Origin of the sequence: Paraburkholderia bonniea, assembly GCF_009455625.1 — a bacterium.
Lineage (GTDB): Bacteria > Pseudomonadota > Gammaproteobacteria > Burkholderiales > Burkholderiaceae > Paraburkholderia > Paraburkholderia bonniea.
On record NZ_QPEQ01000001.1, the window covers coordinates 2,938,318 to 2,958,732 of the forward strand.

Consider the following 20,415-nt stretch of genomic DNA (forward strand, 5'->3'; position numbering starts at 1 on the left):
CCTCAGCGCACGCTAGCGCGCATACGACGTGACCGTAGACAACTTCGTTCGAACGGAGTGAGACGGTCCCAGCGTATCTGCGGCCATGCAACGCTTGATGCCAGAACCTTATTGCTTGCTCCATAGCGATCAGCATGCGGCTAATTTGTGCCCCCCCAATAAACCGATGGCAACAAGGCCATCCCCTCATCAGGAGACAAATTCCATGTCCCGGAAACAACTAGTCATGGCTGTGATTGCAGCCAGTTGTATCGGCACCGCTCACGCCAATGAAGTCACCACACTGGTTTGCAACGGTTCAGGGTTCGTCAGCGACACACAGACGACACAGGCACAGGAATATAGCTACCAGTCGCATAGCTTTGAAAAAAGCGTGACCGGCACCACATCGGTTCGCAAGCCATTTTCCGGGACGGCGAACGTGGAAATTTCTGCTGGCAGCGTGCGCTTAAAACTTCCGCGAGATCTCGTGCCAGTAATCAGTGACGGCCGCGATGCCTGGTACGTTTTGAATAATCCGTTCGTTGGAGACCATGAGATCACCGGCAACCTTCGCTTTAATGTGTTGAACAAGCCGAAAGTGCGTATTGATCGCATGACAGGGCAAATTTCCATCGCCAGCGGCTTCGGCGAATTCAACGGCAACTGCACCGCCATCGATCAAAACGCAGCGCCGAAGTTCTAGTTGATCGAAGCTCTAGTTGATATCTGGCAGCCAGGGTGTATGCGACGTCGAGTTACACGCAGCCGTCTTGGCCAAACCGTGTTCGCTCACTCGCCAGCGAACACGGGAGGACTTAACGAACCTGCACCGTCAGGCGAAAGCTGGAAGAGACGCCCTTGCGCCCAGCGGCACGGTTCAGAAACACCCGCACCCGATAAGCGCCATCAAGCGGCAGTTGCCCCGTCCAGTGCTGCTGCCCGTCAAGTTCACCGCGATATAGCGCTTCGCTGGAATTCGGCGGCAGGACGTTGAAATACGTCGAGGTAGAGCGCGTATCCAGCGTGACCGTCATTGTCTGGCCCGCTTTTGCTGTCAGCAGATAATCACGAGCGCCCAAGCGGGTGCCCTTGAGGTGTCCCGTTGCCCTTGCACCGCTCCCCCCTGCGGCAAATTGCAATGACGTCACGGGAATCTGCACCTGCGCTGCAACACCCGGCCAGCTTGCTGCGACTAACGCAGCACAGACGAAAGCACGCTCCACCGCAAACCAGCGCAATGTTTTAGTGCGGTTGTGGTCGCTTGGGTTTTGCTGCGGATGAGCTGCATAAGCGGGCGTTTTATCTGTCATGACAGCGCTCCTGGCGGCGATGGGTTGATCTGCTTTTGAGGATCTCTGAGGTCGGGCCATTGTAGTGGCGTAGCTCCCCAAAACAGCCTGGCAGAAAAGCGCTGCTCGATAACGGAGCAGCGCTTCCTGACACTGAAGTGAAAGTGAACCAGCCAACCACAACGGCACCGCTGCCTTGTGAATCACCTACGCACGCGAAACATTCGGCGCAGGTGCGAGGTAGCCAGCCAGCAAGAAAATCAGCCCGCTGCAAATGAAAGACAACACTCTCCACACTGGCTCCGCATGACTCATGTCGAGCAAAATAAGTTTTGCCACGACGGCACCGCACATCCCTGCGCCTGCGAGCCACAAATTCCGGTCAGACAAACGCGAACCCGTCACCACCGTGCCGAGACCACCCAGGGCCCACGCCAAGGTAATCGCCGAGGACATATCAGCCAGTTTCAAAAACCACGGCACCAGTAGCGAAGCGGCCAGCGCAAGCGCTGCACGACGCAGATGCGACGGCACGAAACGCACCACCACGGCAGACGCGATCACCAGCCATGCAGATTGCAACGCAAGCCCGTCAGCGTGTTCGGTGAAACCCACATACGCCAGCCATTGAACAACGATCAACGCCGGCATCACGAGTAGCGCCAACAAGCTATGCACGCGTTTCCACATGTCGCTGCTACCGGCCCAGTGCTTTAATCGCGGCACGGACAAAAGCGTGGTGGCCGCAAGCAGCATCCACGAAGCAAAAGCCAGCGTGTTCGACCACGACGGTTCAAGCGCGATGTGCTGCAACATCAACATGCCGGCCAGCGCGGGAAGCGCCAGCACCATCAGCAAACGCACCAGAGGCCTCACGTGATGGCCAGACTGAAGCCGCTCCGCAATGACAGCGATGACGCAGAAAAGTCCAGCGCCGAAGACCTGCCCCCCAACCGCTACAACACCATGCGGCACCCAGAACAGCGTCACAGCTAGCCACACAGCGGTGGCCAAAGCATGCGAAACAAACGCACTGATGTCCCGGCTTTTTCGATAACAGAAATAGAGCGCGAGCGTCAGTGCAGCACTGACCACCAGCGCCGCGCAATAGCCGTCTGGTCCGCGCGGCATCACTTGCGCGAGCGCCATCCCGGCGTACACAGCGGATGCTCCATGAAAAAACCACGGGTCAAGGCGGTACTTTTTGCGGACCGCATAAGCGCCAGCGCTTAACAACAAAACCGCAGTGACACTCAGCTGTAACGGGTGTTGCGCAATGCCAGCCCACAGCAACGCTAATACAGCCGGAACAACGGCCAGCAGGCGCATCCGGCCAGGCACCTGGGTGTAGACAAGCGCAGCAGCCGCACCCAGCAACAGCGAACTCATTGCATCACCGAGATTTAGCGCGCTAATGGCCGTGATGACCGACACCAGCGCAAGGATGGCGTGAACCCAGCGCAAGCCAGCGGCTCGCACAACCGGCATTTGATACCACCCAATGTGCAGCATCGCCGCCATCACACCGGCCACCTGCAGGCCACGCAAGCCGCCAATCCATGACTCCATTGCCAGTGCCACAGGGGTGGTGAACCCAACGATGAGATTAAGCATCGTCCGTTCATCGGACGACGGCTGCGCCTTCTTTAGATAGACGAACGGAACCGCAGCAAAAAGCATGCCGTATGCGCCAAGCATGACCTGTTGCAACCACACGGGAAGCGCCGGTGCCGCGCCGTTGTACACGCCTGCACCGATCATCAACGTAGCGATAAAGGCGAGGATGACCAGCGCCAGCCAGCGACGGCGCGCCGCCATCCAGATCGCCACGGCGTTGACCAGCAGGCCATACGAAAGCAATACGGCGAGCGAATCCGTCCCGCGCACCGTCAGGATCGGCGCGAGATACGCCCCAGCAAATCCGAACAAAGCCAGTGGTTTAGCGCTCTGCCGCTCACTCAGCACGACAACCAGCGCCGATAGCGCGGCAAATCCGGCGAATGCAACGCTCACAGGCAAGATTCGATACGCCGATAACGCCACGTAGACGCTCAGATACAGAACAGCCGCCCCTCCCCCTTGAAGGATCTGCGCGTAGTCCGGCTTGCGCCGGACGAGTTTCAGCCCGCCCAGCATCAAGCTCAGACCCATCCCTACTGCCGCTGCGAGCCGTAGCATCGGCGGAAAGTAAACATGCGAGACCAGCATGGGGAAGAGAAACGAACAACCGAGCAGCAAGAGCGCCACACCAATCGACGCGAACATATTTTTCTTCAGGACTCGCCAAAAACGGCTGCCAACGACATCCCGAGGCGGCATACCAAGAGCCGAAGACGCGACGGCCAACTCAGGGTCCGGCGCACAGGCAACCTCCTCGGGCGCACGAACGGCTGGCACCTCGGGCCGAACTGGTGCGTCATATAGCGCGCCATCCGATGGCATCGCTTTATGCTCTCCAGCATCAACATCATGCAGAGTCGGCATGGCACCGTCTTCGAAAGACTTGAGCTTGATCTGCAAGGCCGCCACCTCTTCGCGGACAACCTCCAGCCTGGCACCAAGCAGAAAAACGTACCTGAATAGGCCAAGGAACACGGCCACCGCTAGTATCCAAAGCATCTTCCTGTTCTCCTATGTTCTTTGCGTTCTTTGCCCTTGCTCACCGGCCATCGCGTGTCATGCGAGGCGCGCGGTTTATCACTGCAACGGCATGCAGCGTGTTGCAACGCAGATATAAACGCAAAGATTGTTTTCGGCAGGCGCATTGAATACGCTCCGCGGTATTAAAAATTAATACTTTGATGCATGACTGAAGTCGACCAATTGCTAGCTGAAATCAAACGTGAACTGCGCACGCAGAAGCTGACATACCGCGACGTCGCCCAGCAACTGGGCATTTCCGAGCCATCAGTGAAGCGGGTATTCGCCAGTGGGGCATGCACGCTGGAGCGTCTCGCGCAGATCGCCGCCATGCTCAACCTAAGCGTCGTCGAACTGGCGCAAGCGGCCGATGCAACCAATTTGCGTCCCACGCAGCTCACTCTCGCGCCAGGAGCGCGAGCTGGTTGCCGACACCAGGCTGCTAGTCGCCGTGGGCGCGATCAATCACTGGAGCATGGCCGGTATCACACGCGTGTACCGGCTATAAACCACGCCGAGTGTGTCGAGCGCCTGTTGCAGCTCGAGCGCCTCAAGCTGATCGTGCTGCTGCCGGGCAATCGCATTCGCCTGAACCTCGCGCGGGATTTCGACTGTCTCACCGATGGCCCTATCCGCTAGTTTTTCCGCGAACACGGCGAACAGGATTTTCTTGCTAGCGGCTTTCATGGCGCACGTGAAATGCACATGTTTCATCAAGGGATGTTGACGCGCGCAGCGTCCGAGGAACGGCACCGGCAACTTGAACGTCTACGCCAGCAGTTCGCCGCGTTACACAATGAGAGCCTCGCGCGGCCATTAAACGAACGTCATGGCACAAGCTTGTTGCTAGCGATACGAGAATGGGAACCCGGCATCTTCGCTAACTTGCGGCGCAAGTGAGGCATGGCGGAGGGAAAGACGAGGCAGTGGCACGGCAGCAAGCATCTGGCGCGCGATGCCATTAGATAGGCGGTGGAGGGTGGAAGGTAGTAAAGAACGAGCGCTGTGCACGCAAAATTCCACATCGGTTTTCGCTATGCCTCTGGCTTCAGCGGGAGACCATTTCGGTTTGCTCAGGAACAAGAGCAGCGGCATCCAGCAATGCGGCAGCAAAGAAAAAGCCCGCTAGCTTGACGCACGCGGGCTTTATCGACAGATATGCAGCGAAGTGGGGGTTAGAAAGGAATATCGTCATCCATCTCATCAAACCCGCCACCAGCGGGCGCACTCGGACGGCTCGCCGCAGCGCCACCGCCACCTGCAGCACGACCACCACCCGCAGCAACCCGAGCACCACCGCCACCACTCCGCTCAGCTGGCTCACCACGGCTATAACCACCATCATCGCCGCCTGCGCCACCCCCTGCTGCTCCGCCACGCCCGCCCAGCATCTGCATCTGGTCAGCGACGATTTCGGTTGAGTAACGGTCAGTGCCATCCTGGGCTTGCCATTTGCGCGTGCGCAGACGGCCTTCGATATACACCGCCGAGCCCTTCTTCAAATACTCCGATACGACTTCCGCCAGACGCCCAAAGAACGAGACGCGGTGCCATTCAGTCACTTCTTTCATTTCGCCGGACGCTTTGTCCTTATAGCGATCAGTCGTGGCAAGACGAATATTTGCCACCGCGTCGCCGCTCGGAAGATAACGGACTTCCGGATCGGCACCTAGATTGCCGACGAGAATGACCTTGTTCACGGATGCCATGTAATTTCTCCTGTTGAATCTGGTTCGGGCGGCTCAGCCGCGCATGGCTGTGAGGGTTGGCCCATATGGGCCTTCGCACCGTGTGGTGCCCCCGCCGCCGGGTGAATTCCGGGGGACGCTTACTGCTTGCGTGGCGGCGGTTTCATTTTGGCGGCGATTATAAGCCAGCAGACTACTAGCACCGCACAGGCATAAAACACCGTGCTCGGCCCGTCCACCTTCAGCAGCCAGCCGCCCAGCATGCCGCCCAGCGCAAGGCCCAGCGACTGCGTGGTGTTGTACACCCCCGCAGCCGCACCCTTGCGGGTGCCAGGCGCGAGCTTCGATACCAGTGAAGGCTGCGACGCCTCCAGGATATTGAAGCCAAGAAAGTAAATGAAGAGAATCGCCGTCACACCGAGGATGGTATGAGGCGCGGCACCCAGTAACAACTGGCCGATCAGGATAAGAACGATTGCGCTCAGCAAAACCGCTTTCATCCTGCCGCGTTTTTCCGCCACGATGATGGCCGGAACCATCATCACAAAAGCCAGCCCCATCACGGGCAGATACACCTTCCAGTGTCCCGCGACTGGCAGGCCAACCGCCTCCAGAATGCGTGGCACCACCAGAAACAGCGCGGTTTGAGTTGCATGCAGCACCAACACGCCAAAGTTCAGGCGCAGCAATTCGATGTTATGCAGCACTTCGGCAAACGGCGCACGCACATGCACCGGCTTCGGTGCATCAGGCACGACCCACAGCACCAGCCCCACCGCCAGAATCGAAAACAGCCCCACCAGCGTAAACAAGCCGCTCATGCCCACCCAGTGGAACACCACCGGTGCCCCCACAATCGCCACCGCAAACGACACGCCGATGCTGCCGCCCACCATGGCCATCGCCTTGGTGCGGTTTTCTTCTGAGGTCAGATCCGCGATAAAAGCGATCACCGCCGACGACACCGCACCCATTCCCTGAACCACTCTCCCGACGATGATCCAGGTCATGTCCTGGGCCATCGCGGCAATAAAACTGCCTAGCGCGAAAATCAACAGGCCTGTGATGATGACCGGCTTGCGTCCAACCTTGTCAGAAATCCAGCCGTAAAAAATATAAAGCAGTGATTGCGTCACGCCGTATGCACCCAGCGCCAGCCCCACCAGAAACACGTTGTCGCCGCCGGGGATGGTTTTCGCGTAAATCGAAAACACCGGCATGATCATGAACAGCCCCAGCATCCGCAGCGCGAAAATCGCGGCAAGCGAGACGGTCGCGCGCAACTCGGGCGCGCTCATGCGTGAATAAGTCGCAGATGGATTGGACATCAGGTGTGAAGTTCGAATGGGAAGGCTGCTGCAAAAACCGCGAGACTAACCGCGAGACCGTGGACGATGGCGCGCTGTCGCTGCCTGACAGTTGCTCGACAGTTGAATATGGCAGGTGCATGTGCAGCACATGACCTCAATTGGGAACATTGGCCACCGTTTCGTTCCACTGCGCAGCCGCCCTGGGCCACTGTGAAACCGTTGCGGCACCGTTACAGGAACCTGCATGAACGTCTTTCCTTGCCGCGCTGCCTGTAACCCGCAGCACCCCCGCGCCAGAAGCCTTGAGCGCGCCTTCAGGAAGCCGTATTGAAGCCGCATCGAAGCCGTAACGGCGGCCCGGAAAAGCCGTTATAGTAGCAGGTTTAGCCCCATTCTCTTTCCACAGGTTCATGGAACAAATCCGTATCCGTGGGGCTCGCACCCACAACCTGAAGAACATCAATCTCGACTTGCCGCGTCACAAGCTGATCGTGATTACTGGCCTGTCCGGTTCAGGAAAATCGTCCCTCGCATTCGACACGCTCTATGCAGAAGGCCAACGGCGTTACGTCGAAAGCCTGTCTGCTTATGCCCGGCAATTCCTGCAACTGATGGAAAAACCCGACGTCGATCTGATCGAAGGGCTTTCTCCCGCGATTTCCATCGAGCAAAAAGCGACATCGCACAATCCGCGCTCCACCGTCGGCACGGTCACTGAAATCCACGATTACCTGCGCCTGCTATACGCGCGGGTCGGCACGCCGTATTGCCCGGACCACGACATTCCCCTTGAAGCGAAAAGCATTTCGCAGATGGTGGACGCGGCGCTGGCCTTGCCGGAAGACACCAGGCTGATGATCCTCGCGCCGGTGGTGGTAGACCGCAAAGGCGAACACGCTGAGCTGTTCGAAGCCATGCAGGCACAGGGCTTCATTCGCTTCCGGATTCGCTCGGGTGGCGGTGCCGCGCACGAAGGCGTGGCAAAAATCTACGAAATCGACTCGCTGCCAACGCTGAAGAAAAACGACAAGCATTCAATTGATGTCGTCGTCGACCGGCTCAAAGTGCGCCCCGACATGAAGCAGCGCCTGGCCGAATCGTTCGAAACCGCGCTGCGCCTGGCCGAAGGCCGTGCCATTGCGCTCGAAATGGACACCGAGCAGTCGTATCTGTTCAGCTCGAAGTTCGCCTGCCCGATCTGTTCGTATTCGCTCCAGGAACTGGAGCCCCGCCTGTTCTCGTTCAACAACCCGATGGGGGCCTGCCCGGAATGCGATGGTCTGGGTCAGATCACCTTCTTCGATCCCAAGCGGGTGGTGGCACATCCATCACTGTCGCTCGCGTCGGGGGCGGTGAAAGGCTGGGACCGGCGCAACCAGTTTTACTTTCAGATGTTGCAAAGCCTCGCCGTATTTTTCGAATTCGACATCGACGCAGCCTTCGAAGATCTCCCCGAAAAAGTGCAGAAAACCTTGCTGTACGGCTCTGGCAAGCAAGCCATCCCGTTTTCGTACATCAACGAGCGAGGCCGCGCGAGCGTGCGCGAGCATGTCTTCGAAGGGATCATCCCGAACCTGGAGCGGCGCTACCGCGAAACTGATTCGTCGGCGGTCCGCGAAGAGCTCGCCAAATACCAGAACAACCAGCCCTGCCCAGCCTGCGACGGCACCCGCCTGCGCCGCGAGGCGCGCTTTGTGCGGATTGGCTCTGGCGACAGCGCGCGCGGCATCTTCGAAATCAGCGGCCAGCCTCTGCGGGCAGCGCTGGGATATTTCCAGACACTGCGGCTGGAAGGCTCGAAACGCGATATCGCTGACAAAGTCGTCAAGGAAATCATTGCGCGCCTGAGCTTTTTGAATAACGTCGGGCTCGATTACCTGTCACTCGACCGCAGCGCAGAAACCCTCTCCGGTGGCGAAGCACAGCGCATCCGGCTGGCCTCGCAGATCGGCTCCGGCCTGACTGGCGTGATGTACGTGCTAGATGAGCCCTCCATTGGCTTGCACCAGCGCGACAACGACCGCCTGATTCAAACCCTCAAGCACTTGCGTGACCTCGGCAACTCGGTGATCGTCGTCGAGCACGACGAAGACATGATCCGCATGGCGGACTACGTGGTCGACATGGGGCCAGGCGCGGGCGAACACGGCGGCCAGATCATCGCCGAAGGCACGCCCGGTGAAGTCCAGGCCAATCCCAATTCAGTCACCGGGAAATACCTGTCGGGCACGCTCGATATTGCCTGCCCGGACACCCGCACGGCACCGGACGAACGACGTCTGCGCATCATCGAAGCGCATGGCAACAACCTGCAACGCGTCACTCTCGATCTGCCGGTAGGCCTGCTGACCTGCGTGACTGGCGTCTCGGGCTCAGGCAAGTCAACGCTCATCAACGACACGCTGTATCACGCGGTCTCGCATCACCTGTATGGCTCATCCGCTGAGCCCGCCCCGTATGAAGCCATCGAAGGCCTCGAACATTTCGACAAGGTCATCAACGTCGATCAGTCGCCTATCGGCCGCACCCCACGTTCAAACCCGGCAACCTATACCGGCCTGTTCACGCCGATCCGCGAGCTGTTCGCCAGCGTGCCAGCCGCCAAGGAGCGAGGTTACGATCCAGGGCGCTTCTCGTTCAACGTTAAGGGTGGCCGCTGCGAATCATGCCAGGGCGATGGCGTGCTGAAAGTTGAGATGCACTTTCTGCCTGATGTTTACGTGCCGTGCGATGTCTGCCACGGCAAGCGCTATAACCGCGAAACGCTGGATGTGCAGTACAAGGGCAAGAACATCAGCGAAGTGCTCGATCTGACCGTCGAAAATGCGTATGAATTCTTCAAGCCGGTCCCGGTGGTGGCGCGCAAGCTCAAAACACTGCTCGACGTCGGCCTGGGTTACATCCGTCTTGGGCAATCCGCCACGACGTTATCGGGTGGCGAAGCGCAGCGGGTCAAACTTTCGCTGGAACTGAGCAAGCGTGACACGGGTCGCACACTCTATATCCTCGACGAGCCCACCACTGGCCTGCATTTTCATGACATCGCACTGCTGCTCGAAGTGATTCACCGGCTGCGCGACCAGGGCAACACGGTCGTCATCATCGAACACAATCTCGACGTCATTAAAACCGCCGACTGGGTGATTGATCTGGGCCCAGAAGGCGGCGCTGGCGGTGGCCAGATCATTGCCCAGGGCTCCCCGGAGCAAGTAGCGCAATCAAAGGCCAGTTTTACCGGCGCTTATCTGGCAACGCTGCTCAAACGTAGCGCCAGCCGCAGCCGGTAGCCCCGCCCCCTAGCCTGGAGATAAAACCATTCATGACCCGGCATCACGACACTCCCGACGAGGCCACCGGCCAGGCCTCTGCGCCGCGCCCGGTCAGACTGACTAGCGACATGAGCCTGCCCGCGTTATCAGCCGTCGAAACCGGCAGCTATGTGCTGATGCTGGGCGCTATGTGGGCGGTTTTGCATATGCGGCTGCTGGGCGCGTTGCTGGCCGGGTTGCTGGTCTATCAACTGGTGCACACCATGGCACCCTCGATCGAAAAACACATGTCGAGCCAGCGGGCCCGCTGGCTGTCGGTCGTGCTGCTGTCCGTGCTGATCGTCGGTTCGCTAACGGGCCTCACGCTCGGCATCATCCAGCATTTCGAAAACGACGTGCCCAGCGTGCAAAAGCTGCTGAATCAGGCGATGCAACTGGTTGACCAGGCGCGCGAACAATTGCCAGAGTTCATCACCACCTATCTGCCGGTCGACACCGAGCAGATGAAGCTAAAGGCCGCCGAGCTGATGCATGCGCACGCCAACCAGCTGCAGCAAGGCGGCAAAAACGCCGCACGCATCTTCACCCATGTCCTGATCGGGATGATTATTGGCGCGATTATCGCCATCACCGGACATCGCCACTCGCAACGGCTGCCGCTGTCCACTGCATTGATCGCGCGCATCAGCCGCTTTGCCGATGCGTTTCGCCGCATCGTGTTTGCCCAGGTCAAGATTTCGGCGATCAACGCGACCTTCACCGGCGTCTTCCTGCTGGTGCTGCTGCCGCTGTTTCATGCGCCGTTGCCGCTCTCCAAGACGCTGGTGCTCATCACCTTCATCGTTGGCCTGCTGCCGGTGCTCGGCAACCTGATCTCCAACACGCTGATCGTCGCGGTCGCGCTCTCGGTGAGCTTTCCGGCCGCGATCACCTCGCTCGTGTTTCTGGTGCTGATTCATAAGCTCGAATACTTCCTGAATGCGCGCATCGTGGGCGGACAGATCGAAGCCCGTACATGGGAGCTGCTGGTAGCGATGCTGGTCATGGAAGCGACCTTCGGCATTCCAGGCGTGATCGCAGCGCCAGTGTTTTACGCGTATATCAAGCGCGAACTGATCTACCTGCGACTGGTCTAGCGCCCCACCCGCACTACATTGCATGGCGAAAAAAAACTGCATGCCTCACGGCATGCAGTTTTTTTGTTGCCCAGCCCCAAGGGGGCCAACCCCAAATCTGCGCTCAGCGAAACACGACCGTCTTGCTGCCATTCAGCACGATGCGATGCTCAACATGCCATTTAACGGCCCGCGCCAGCGTCACACATTCGACATCGCGGCCAATCGCCGTGAGCTGCTCCGGCGTCATGCTGTGATCGACCCGCTCCACTTCCTGCTCGATGATCGGGCCTTCATCGAGATCGGTGGTGACGTAATGCGCGGTGGCACCAATCAGTTTCACGCCACGATCAAACGCCTGGTAATACGGCTTGGCGCCTTTGAAACTCGGCAAAAACGAATGGTGAATATTGATCGCGCGGCCCGCCAGCTGCTCGCATAACTGTGGCGACAAGATCTGCATGTAACGCGCCAGCACCACCAGATCAGCCTGCTGCTCGCGGATCACCTCCAGCACACGCGCTTCTTGCGCGGCTTTATCTTGAGCGTCTGAGGTGCCTAGCGGGAAATGATGGAACGGAATGTTATAGCTCGCGGCAAGCTGATAAAAATCCTTGTGGTTCGAAATAATCGCAGGGATCTCAATCCCCAGTTGGCCCGTGCTATAGCGAAACAGCAAATCGTTCAGGCAATGGCCAATCTTCGACACCATGATGACAACGCGTGGCTTCGTGTTCGCGTCATGTAGCTCCCAGCGCATGCCAAACGGCTCAGCCAGCACGCTGAAAGCACGGCGCAACGCGTCAAGCCCGGGGTCTCCGCCCACCTGCTGAAAATGCACCCGCATGAAAAACTCGCCCGTATGGCTGTCGCCAAACTGTGCGGAATCAAGAATATTGCTGCCACGTTCGAACAAAAAGCCCGATACCGCGTGCACGATGCCGGGCCGGTCAGCGCACGACAATTTGAGAATAAAACTGTGATCGGTCGACATGACCTGGGTAACTCCCTTCTATCTAATCTGTAACTAATCGAATTTCAAACGACGGCGGCTCGAACAAGTGCGCGATTTCCGCGCCAGCCGTGCCATCCATCCAGCCTCGGCGCAGCAGGCAATCCAGTGTTGCGAGGCTAGCGTCCACGGTCATCGCACCCACCTCAATCCAGCGCACCACCTCATCAATTTGTGCCAGTTGGTGCCCAGCCACTTCGCCATCCTGATTGCGCGGCGTAAAGCACGCAGGCATCGCAAGGTCGTAGACAAAAACCTGCTCGAACTGGGTTCCCTCCGGCAAGCACTGCAGCACATGCACCGTGCGCCCTGCTACCGCTTGCGCCGCGAGGTCTGCGGCGATGCCCGCTTCTTCCCAGCACTCCTTGACCAGCGTGGCTCGCGCATCCAGGCCCCAGCCAATGCCGCCCGCCACCACGTTATCCAGCATGCCAGGATCAGTCGCCTTGGTGTCACTGCGGCGGGCAATCCACATTTGAGGCGCACCAGCGGCGCATTCTACGATGCCGTTCAAATGCACCGCATACGTCAACGTCCCGAAAAAGCGCGACGCCGCGCGTTCGATAAACGCCAGCGGCGGGGCATCAAAGGCATTGCGAATCGCGTAAATTTCATCGCGCCAGCCGCTGATCCGGCCTTCCGCCGCCAAGGCCGCAATCACCACCGCTAGAGCCGCACTGCGCCGCTCCACCGTATCGAGCGCGGGCACGAGGCTCACGTGCTGAGCCTCCAGCGCAAACACATCCGGCCAGCGTGCCAGCAACGGCACATCCGCCAGGCGAATCCAGCCAACCGGCTGCTTAGCGATCCAGAACCGCTGATGCAAATCAGCGTCGAAACGGCGCGCGAGTGTCACGCAAGGCAAAGTCATCAGCACTCCAGCAATCCCGGTTAAAGCCTCCAGCGAGGGCGAAGGCACCGCTCAGTCACGCAACGCGACACGAAGGCCCAGCGCGATAAACGTCACACCCGCCAGACGGTCGAGCCACAGCCCAGCACGCGGGCGGCGCTTAAGCCACGCACCGATCATCCCCGCCCCCACCCCGAATAGCGAGAACACCACGAACGCCTGCAGCATGAACAATCCACCCAGTTCGAGCATCTGCAGCGTGACGCTATGCCCGCTATGAGGATCAACGAACTGCGGCAAAAACACGACGAAGAACAGCGTCACCTTCGGATTCATCATGTTGCCAAGCACGCTCTGGCGAAAAATCGAGCCCAATGGCTGCGTCGGACGCTGATGCGCTGCTGCCAGCCCATGGCTGCGCAATGCCTTGATCCCGATCCAGATGAGATACGCGCCACCCGCCAGCTTGATCGCCTGAAACGCCAGCGGCGAAGCACGCAATAACGCGGCTACACCGAGTGCGGCGAGCAGCGTATGAAAAATCACACCAGCGGCAAAACCCGCAGCAGCGGCGAGACCCGCCGCCCGGCCTTGCGCAATACCGCGTGCAAGCACCTGCATGTTGTCGGGGCCAGGCGCTACGGTTACCGCCAGTGACGCGGCTAAAAAAAGCAGAAAGTTCGGCATGTTGAGAATTGGCTTGAATGTGGCAGACACGAAGAAGCTGCGGTGGCTGCCGGGAGGCAAGCGATGAAACAAGCAATGAACCAGGCGGCGGACTAACGTGCTATCACGATCCAGCGAGGCTCGGAGTCCTGCTGACCCAGATAACGCTAATGCCCGCCAAACTCTGTCACCGTGTACAACGGCAACCCCGCCGCACGTAGCAAACGCGAGCCGCCTAGTTCAGGCAGATCAATAATCGCCGCGCCTTCGATCACCACGGCCCCCAACTGTTCCAGCACAATCTTGCCCGCCATCATCGTGCCGCCGGTGGCGATCAGGTCATCGACAATCACCAGGCGGTCCCCGGGCGCACACGCGTCCTCATGAACCTCGACGGTGGCCGTGCCGTATTCCAGTTGATAAGACTGGGCCACGGTCCGGTAGGGCAGCTTGCCCGCCTTACGGATCGGGATAAATCCAAGATTCAGTTCATACGCGAGAATCGGCCCGATGATGAAGCCGCGAGCATCCAGCCCCGCCACCGCATTCAGCCCCGCGCCAAGATAGCGCTGCACGAACAGGTCAATTAGCACCCGCAGCGACTTCGGGTCTTGCAGCAACGGCGTGATATCGCGGAACTGCACCCCAGGCTGAGGCCAGTCAGGCACCGTGCGAATCCGGCTCTTGATAAACCCTGCTGCATCACAGGGTGCGCCAGCAGATGTGTTGGACATCGTGTCCGTCCTTTTTTGATTACTGAATTGACCCAGCTGGATTGGCCCAGTCAGACACGGGCAGAGCACCGCACGCTGGGCTCATGCAGCGGCTGCGCCTGAGCCCGCGCGCCGCTGCTTCAAAAGACGCTCTTCGGCGCTTGCCAGCGCCTCTGGCAAGCCACGCAGCACCACGATATCGCTCGCCCGCAGCTTCGTCGCCGGGTCCGGCTCGACGCCGCGAATGCCATGACGCCGGATCGCCGTCACTTCGACGCCCCGGCCAAACAGTCCCAGTTCGGCCAGCGTATGGCCAACCGCATCCGAATTTTCATCAACGGGCACCGATTGCAGCCGCACCTGTTCGTGGCCGTCATCGTCATCCGAATCATCGGCACCATGAAAGTAACCGCGCAGCAAGCTATAGCGTTCATCGCGCATTTCTTCGACACGCCGCACCACACGCCGCATCGGCACCCCCATCAGCACCAGCGTGTGCGACGCCAGCATCAGGCTGCCTTCGACAATCTCCGGAATCACTTCAGTCGCACCCGCCGCCAGCAAACGGTCCAGATCGGCGTCGTCCACCGTACGCACGATCACCGGCAGCGTCGGCTCAAGCTCATGAATGTTGTGCAGCACGCGCAGAGCAGAAGGCGTATTGGCATAAGTGATCGCCACCGTCGCGGCGCGATGAATACCGGCTGCGAGGAGCGACTCGCGCCGCCCTGCATCGCCATACACCACTGATTCACCCGCAGCCGCGGCCGCGGCCACCCGATCCGGGTCGAGATCGAGCGCGACATATGACAAGCCCTCGTGCTCCAGCATGCGCGCCAGATTCTGCCCCGCCCGCCCATAGCCGCAAATAATCACGTGACCGCTTTGCTTGAGGCTTTGCGTGGCGATGCGCGTCATTTGCAGCGATTGCTGCATCCATTCAGTGGACGACAGCCGCAGCACGATACGATCAGCGTTTTGAATCAGGAAGGGCGCGGCCAGCATCGACAGCAGCATCGCCGCCAGAATTGCCTGGAGCAAAGTCGCATCGACCAGATGCTTGTCGAGAATCAGGTTCAGCAGCACGAAACCAAACTCACCGGCTTGCGCCAGCCCAATGCCGGTGCGCATCGCCACGCCAGGCGAAGCGCCGAACAGACGCGACAAGCTGGTAATCATCACCAGCTTGAGCAGCATCGGGCCAATCAGAAAACCCAGCACGATCAGCGGATGCTCCACCACTACACGCGGATTGAGCAGCATCCCGGTAGTGATAAAAAAGAGCCCCAGCAGGACGTCCCGAAACGGCTTGATGTCTTCTTCAACCTGATGCCGGTAAGGCGTTTCGGCAATCAGCATGCCTGCAATAAACGCGCCAAGCGCCAGCGACAAGCCAAATTTCTCAGTAATGAACGCGGTGCCCAGAGTGACCAGCAGCAGATTCAGCGTGAATAGCTCCTGCGACCGGCGCCGCACCACCACGTTGAACCAGCGCGTCATGAAACGCTGGCCGACGATCAGCAGCACCGTCAGCGCGATCACAATTTTCATCGCCGCCAGGCCCAGCGATTCGACCAGATGCTTTGAATCACTGCCGAATGCCGCAATCACGATCAAAAGCGGCACTACGGCCAGATCCTGAAACAGCAACACGCCAAAAATATTGCGGCCATGCTCCGTTTCAATTTCGAGCCGCTCCGCGAGCATCTTGCTGACAATCGCCGTCGATGACATCGCCATCGCACCGCCCAGCGCGATGCTCGCCTGCCAGGTGATATGCACCCAGCGCTCCAGCACAAAGCCGAGCGCCACCGCCACTGCAATGGTGCCAAGCACCTGCATCAGGCCCAGGCCAAACACCAGCCGGCGCATCGAACGCAGCTTCGCCAGCGAAAACTCCAGCCCAATGGAGAACATCAGAAACACCACGCCGAATTCGGCCAGATTCTGTGCGCCCGCCGAATCGGGGATCAGTCCAAGCGCATGTGGCCCCACAACGATCCCCACGGTCAGATAACCGAGCATCGGTGGCAAATTCAGATAACGGAACAGTACGACGCCTGCTACTGAGGCCAGCAGCAAAAACAGCGTCATTTCGAGGGGGGAAATCATCAGAGACAAGCGTCCTCATTCGTCAGCGGAACCGCGGCGCACCAAGCATTTACACGCTCAGGCAAGAGGCCGGCGAAGGCTGCAACCAAGCCCCGGCGGGCTGGCGCGGCGAACAAACGCCTTTGTTATACTCCGCGAATGATAGCGAAAATCAATGGCGACCGGGCATTAGCGCTCGCGCGCGAGGTACTGGACATCGAAGCCGACGCCGTGCGCGCGCTTCGTCATCAACTTGACGACGGCTTTGTCGAAGCCATCGAATTCATTCTGCAATGCCGGGGCCGAGTCGTCGTTTCCGGCATCGGAAAATCCGGCCATATCGCCCGCAAACTGGCCGCCACCCTTGCCAGTACAGGCACCCCCGCCTTTTTCGTTCATCCGGCAGAAGCCAGCCACGGCGACCTCGGGATGGTCACCTCCGACGACGTGTTTATCGCGCTCTCCAATTCAGGCGAATCAGAAGAGCTGATCGCCATCTTGCCGCTCATCAAACGCCTCGGTGCGAAGCTGATCGCCATCACTGGCCGGCCCGCGTCGAGTCTCGCCCAGCTAGCCGATGTTCATTTGAATGCAGGCGTGGCCAAAGAAGCCTGCCCGCTCAATCTCGCGCCCACCGCCAGCACCACGGCAGCGCTTGCGCTGGGCGACGCGCTGGCGGTCGCCGTGCTCGACGCCCGCGGCTTTGGTGCTGACGATTTCGCCCGCTCGCATCCAGGCGGCGCACTCGGTCGCCGCCTGCTGACCTACGTGCGCGACGTGATGAGAACTGGCGAAGAACTTCCGCATGTCACCCCCACCACCTCGCTACGCGACGCGCTATTCCAGTTGACCGCCAAGCGCATGGGCATGACCGCGATCGTCGACCACGACCAGCGCGTGCTGGGCATCTTCACCGATGGCGACCTGCGCCGGGTGCTGGAGCGCAGCGGCGACTTCCGCGAGTTACCTATTAGCGCAGTGATGACCCCAAGTCCCCGCACGATTAGCCCAGACCAGCTTGCCGTCGAAGCGGTCGAACTGATGGAACGCCACCGCGTCAACCAGGTGCTGGTCACCGACGAAGCCGGAAAGCTGATCGGCGCACTCAACATGCATGACCTGTTTTCGAAGAAGGTGATCTGATGGCCCCCTCCACGCTGACCGCCACCGGCCGCGCAAGCCAGGTGAAGCTGATGATTTTTGACGTCGATGGCGTCTTCACCGATGGCGGACTGTTATTCACGGCCGACGGCGACACCATGAAGTCGTTCAATTCGCTCGACGGCCATGGCGTGAAAATGCTGCACAGCGTCGGCATTAAAACGGCCATCATCACCGGACGCGAATCAGGCATCGTCGCCGCGCGGGCACGCGAACTAGGCCTTACCTATTTGTACCAGGGCGTTCACGATAAAACGCTCGCGTATGCCGATCTGCTCAAACAAGCCAAGGTCACGTCCGAACAATGCGGCTATATGGGCGACGACTGGCCTGATCTCGCGGTGATGCTCAAGGTCGGCTTCGCCGCCGCCCCAGCCAATGCGCATCCTGAAGTCAGCGCCCGGGCCCATTGGGTCAGCGAGGCTCGCGGCGGCCACGGCGCCGTGCGCGGCGTGTGCGATGTGCTGCTGCGAGCCCAGCAGCACTACGACACGCTGCTACAGCGTGCCTGCGGAGACTGAACGGATGGTCCCGTTTCGTCTGACTTCGCTCCTGCCGCTCGTGGCAATGGCAGCACTAGCTGGCATCACATGGTGGCTGCTCCAGGCGACGCTACCCGTCCCGAATGAAGGCATCGCCAAGCCTAAAACCCACACCCCGGATTATTTTGCCGACAACTTCTCTGTGTCAGAGCTCGATCAATCGGGCGCAACGCAATACCGCCTGACAGCCACCCATCTCGTCCATTACGAAGACGATGAAATCAGCGACCTGACCAACCCGGCACTCCGCGCGTTCCAGCCCGGCAAGCCAATCGTCACAGCGACCGCGTTACGCGGCACCATCAACGGTGATGGCTCGATTGTCGACCTGTACGACAACGCACGGATCGTGCGCGCACCCGGCAACGGCGACCCGCAGATGCAGGCCGACTCAGCGCATTTCCGTGTCCTCACGAATGACGATGTGATCGAGACAGAAAAGCCGGTTAAACTTCAGCGCGGCTTGTCAGTCATGACGGCCAGCGGCATGAACTACAACAACGTCACCCGGGAAATGCGCCTCTTCGGCAACGTAAAGGGCTCGATTGCCGCGTCCGACGGCAGCCCCGCCAAGCAACCCGGGTAATCCACTCCAGGCGTTAATGCACGACTCAAGCATGAATTCACACACCCGTTTCGCCGCCCGTCGCGCGTGCGCGCTGAATGCCTGCCGCACTACGCTGGCGGCGCTGGCACTGACCCTGGCGCTTCCGCTCACCGGTCTTGCGCCGTCCGCGCACGCGGAGCGCGCCGACAAAGACAAACCACTGAACATCGAAGCAGACAACATGACCTATGACGATCTGAAACAGATCAACATCTTCACCGGGCATGTAGTCGCAACCAAAGGCACGATCATCATCAAGGGCGACCGGGTCGAAGTCTCCCAGGACCCGCAGGGCTACCAGTACGCAACCAGCACCGCAAGCGGCAACAATCTCGCCTACTTCCGCCAGAAACGCGATGGCGTTGACGAATACATCGAGGGCGATGCCCAGCGCATTGATTACGACGGCAAACGCGACCTCACCACGCTGACCACCCGCGCGACGGTGCGACGCCTGCAAGGCCAGTCAACGCTGATGGACCAGGTGCACGGCAGCGTCATTACTTACGACGGCCAGAACGACTTCTACACGGCCAAGGCAGGCAAGGATGTCGCCGGACCGGGCAACCCGAACGGCCGCGTGCGCGCCATGCTATCGCCGCGCAATGGCGGCCCCGCCCCCCTAAACGGCACACCCGCCACACTCACGCCATCGCGCCAGTTGCAGAGCCAAGGATCGACCCTGCCGTGAACACTCCGCTCCCTAACCGCAAGCCCGTGGGCACCAGTAGCTCGCTGGTGGTACGCAACCTGAAAAAACGCTACGGCTCGCGCACCGTCGTCAAAGATGTGTCACTCGACGTAAAAAGTGGCGAAGTCGTCGGCCTGCTCGGACCGAACGGCGCGGGCAAAACCACTTCGTTTTACATGATCGTGGGGCTGGTGCCACTGGATGGCGGCGAAATCGACCTGGACGGCAAGTCGATCAGCCTGCTGCCCATTCACAAACGCGCGGCACTCGGGCTGTCATATCTGCCACAGGAAGCATCCGTTTTTCGCAAGCTGACTGTTGAGGACAACATCCGTGCCGTGCTGGAGCTGCAACACGAAGACAACGGCAAACGGCTCGCCAAAGAAACCATCACGGATCGCGTCGAAGCGCTGCTCGATGAGCTGCAGATTTCGCACCTGCGCGAAAACCCGGCGCTGTCGCTATCGGGAGGCGAGCGCCGCCGGGTCGAAATCGCTCGCGCACTGGCAACCAACCCCAGCTTCATCCTGCTTGATGAACCCTTTGCTGGTGTCGATCCCATTGCCGTGCTGGAAATTCAGAAAATCGTCCGCTTTCTAAAGCAGCGCAATATCGGCGTACTCATTACCGACCACAATGTGCGCGAAACGCTCGGCATCTGCGATCACGCATACATCATTAGCGATGGCAGCGTGCTTGCTGCGGGCGCACCCAGCGAGATCATCGAAAACGAGAACGTCCGGCGCGTCTATCTGGGCGAACACTTCCGGATGTAAGCCGCATCGCTGT

20 protein-coding genes are annotated in these 20,415 nt (G+C 59.7%); 10 read left to right on the forward strand and 10 right to left on the reverse strand.

What is annotated here, in order from left to right; all coding sequences use genetic code 11:
• Positions 1-205 precede the first annotated feature (205 nt).
• Positions 206-685, forward strand: coding sequence for a hypothetical protein (locus GH656_RS12920; protein ID WP_153076309.1), 480 nt, complete (start codon positions 206-208; stop codon positions 683-685).
• A 112-nt stretch (positions 686-797) separates the two neighbouring features.
• Here GH656_RS12920 and GH656_RS12925 read toward each other — a convergent pair whose 3' ends face one another.
• Together GH656_RS12925 and GH656_RS12930 are read right to left on the reverse strand one after the other, a co-directional pair.
• Positions 798-1,292: a hypothetical protein gene (locus GH656_RS12925; protein WP_246184265.1), complete on the reverse strand. Its 495-nt coding sequence runs from the start codon at positions 1,290-1,292 to the stop codon at positions 798-800.
• A 186-nt stretch (positions 1,293-1,478) separates the two neighbouring features.
• On the reverse strand, positions 1,479-3,890 hold the full coding sequence (locus tag GH656_RS12930) for a DUF2339 domain-containing protein (RefSeq protein ID WP_153076310.1): 2,412 nt from the start codon (positions 3,888-3,890) through the stop codon (positions 1,479-1,481).
• Positions 3,891-4,076: 186 nt separating this feature from the next.
• On the opposite strand from GH656_RS12930, the gene GH656_RS18225 reads away from it, so the two are divergent.
• Together GH656_RS18225 and GH656_RS18230 are read left to right on the forward strand one after the other, a co-directional pair.
• Positions 4,077-4,550: a helix-turn-helix domain-containing protein gene (locus tag GH656_RS18225; protein WP_343039012.1), complete on the forward strand. Its 474-nt coding sequence runs from the start codon at positions 4,077-4,079 to the stop codon at positions 4,548-4,550.
• A gap of 60 nt (positions 4,551-4,610) precedes the next feature.
• A complete protein-coding gene (locus GH656_RS18230) occupies positions 4,611-4,811 on the forward strand; it encodes a hypothetical protein (RefSeq protein WP_343039013.1) in 201 nt (66 codons plus the stop codon).
• A gap of 275 nt (positions 4,812-5,086) precedes the next feature.
• On the opposite strand, the gene GH656_RS12940 is transcribed toward GH656_RS18230, so the two are convergent.
• The 3 genes from GH656_RS12940 to GH656_RS12950 form a co-directional block, all read right to left on the reverse strand.
• Positions 5,087-5,620 carry a single-stranded DNA-binding protein gene (locus GH656_RS12940; protein ID WP_153076311.1) on the reverse strand — a complete coding sequence of 178 codons (534 nt, stop codon included), beginning with the start codon at positions 5,618-5,620 and terminating at the stop codon, positions 5,087-5,089.
• 119 nt (positions 5,621-5,739) lie between these two features.
• Positions 5,740-6,927 carry an MFS transporter gene (locus tag GH656_RS12945; RefSeq protein ID WP_153076312.1) on the reverse strand — a complete coding sequence of 396 codons (1,188 nt, stop codon included), beginning with the start codon at positions 6,925-6,927 and terminating at the stop codon, positions 5,740-5,742.
• Between the two features lie 136 nt (positions 6,928-7,063).
• Complete coding sequence (locus tag GH656_RS12950; RefSeq protein ID WP_153076313.1) at positions 7,064-7,321, reverse strand: hypothetical protein; 258 nt, start codon at positions 7,319-7,321, stop codon at positions 7,064-7,066.
• Here GH656_RS12950 and uvrA point away from each other — a divergent pair.
• Both uvrA and GH656_RS12960 read left to right on the forward strand, forming a co-directional pair.
• Positions 7,320-10,196, forward strand: a complete 2,877-nt coding sequence (gene uvrA / locus GH656_RS12955) for an excinuclease ABC subunit UvrA (protein ID WP_153076314.1) — start codon at positions 7,320-7,322, stop codon at positions 10,194-10,196. The genes GH656_RS12950 and uvrA overlap by 2 nt on opposite strands.
• Before the next feature lie 32 nt (positions 10,197-10,228).
• Positions 10,229-11,314 carry an AI-2E family transporter gene (locus GH656_RS12960; RefSeq protein ID WP_153076315.1) on the forward strand — a complete coding sequence of 362 codons (1,086 nt, stop codon included), beginning with the start codon at positions 10,229-10,231 and terminating at the stop codon, positions 11,312-11,314.
• A 103-nt stretch (positions 11,315-11,417) separates the two neighbouring features.
• Here GH656_RS12960 and purU read toward each other — a convergent pair whose 3' ends face one another.
• The 5 genes from purU to GH656_RS12985 all read right to left on the reverse strand — a co-directional run bounded on the left by purU (position 11,418) and on the right by GH656_RS12985 (position 16,646).
• A complete protein-coding gene (gene purU, locus GH656_RS12965; RefSeq protein ID WP_153076316.1) occupies positions 11,418-12,287 on the reverse strand; it encodes a formyltetrahydrofolate deformylase in 870 nt (289 codons plus the stop codon).
• A gap of 22 nt (positions 12,288-12,309) precedes the next feature.
• Positions 12,310-13,176, reverse strand: a complete 867-nt coding sequence (locus GH656_RS12970) for an NUDIX hydrolase (protein WP_153076317.1) — start codon at positions 13,174-13,176, stop codon at positions 12,310-12,312.
• Positions 13,177-13,227: 51 nt separating this feature from the next.
• Positions 13,228-13,842: a LysE family translocator gene (locus GH656_RS12975; RefSeq protein ID WP_153076673.1), complete on the reverse strand. Its 615-nt coding sequence runs from the start codon at positions 13,840-13,842 to the stop codon at positions 13,228-13,230.
• Positions 13,843-13,988: 146 nt separating this feature from the next.
• Positions 13,989-14,555 carry an adenine phosphoribosyltransferase gene (locus GH656_RS12980; RefSeq protein WP_153076318.1) on the reverse strand — a complete coding sequence of 189 codons (567 nt, stop codon included), beginning with the start codon at positions 14,553-14,555 and terminating at the stop codon, positions 13,989-13,991.
• An 81-nt stretch (positions 14,556-14,636) separates the two neighbouring features.
• Positions 14,637-16,646: a monovalent cation:proton antiporter family protein gene (locus tag GH656_RS12985; RefSeq protein ID WP_153076674.1), complete on the reverse strand. Its 2,010-nt coding sequence runs from the start codon at positions 16,644-16,646 to the stop codon at positions 14,637-14,639.
• A 138-nt stretch (positions 16,647-16,784) separates the two neighbouring features.
• Between GH656_RS12985 and kdsD the strand changes: the two genes are divergently transcribed.
• Genes kdsD through lptB form a run of 5 tightly spaced genes read left to right on the forward strand, consistent with a single transcriptional unit; the run spans position 16,785 to position 20,402 of the window.
• Complete coding sequence (gene kdsD / locus GH656_RS12990; protein ID WP_153076319.1) at positions 16,785-17,768, forward strand: arabinose 5-phosphate isomerase KdsD; 984 nt, start codon at positions 16,785-16,787, stop codon at positions 17,766-17,768.
• A complete protein-coding gene (locus tag GH656_RS12995) occupies positions 17,768-18,307 on the forward strand; it encodes a KdsC family phosphatase (RefSeq protein ID WP_153076320.1) in 540 nt (179 codons plus the stop codon). Before kdsD ends, GH656_RS12995 begins: the two co-directional genes overlap by 1 nt.
• A gap of 4 nt (positions 18,308-18,311) precedes the next feature.
• Entirely contained in the window at positions 18,312-18,914 is a 603-nt protein-coding gene (gene lptC / locus GH656_RS13000) for an LPS export ABC transporter periplasmic protein LptC (protein WP_153076321.1), read from the forward strand.
• A 31-nt stretch (positions 18,915-18,945) separates the two neighbouring features.
• The gene (gene lptA, locus GH656_RS13005; protein WP_153076322.1) at positions 18,946-19,626 is read left to right on the forward strand and encodes a lipopolysaccharide transport periplasmic protein LptA; all 681 of its coding nucleotides are present in this window, start codon (positions 18,946-18,948) and stop codon (positions 19,624-19,626) included.
• Positions 19,623-20,402, forward strand: coding sequence for an LPS export ABC transporter ATP-binding protein (gene lptB / locus GH656_RS13010; RefSeq protein WP_153076323.1), 780 nt, complete (start codon positions 19,623-19,625; stop codon positions 20,400-20,402). The genes lptA and lptB overlap by 4 nt, the downstream gene beginning before the upstream one ends.
• The last annotated feature ends 13 nt before the right edge of the window (positions 20,403-20,415 follow it).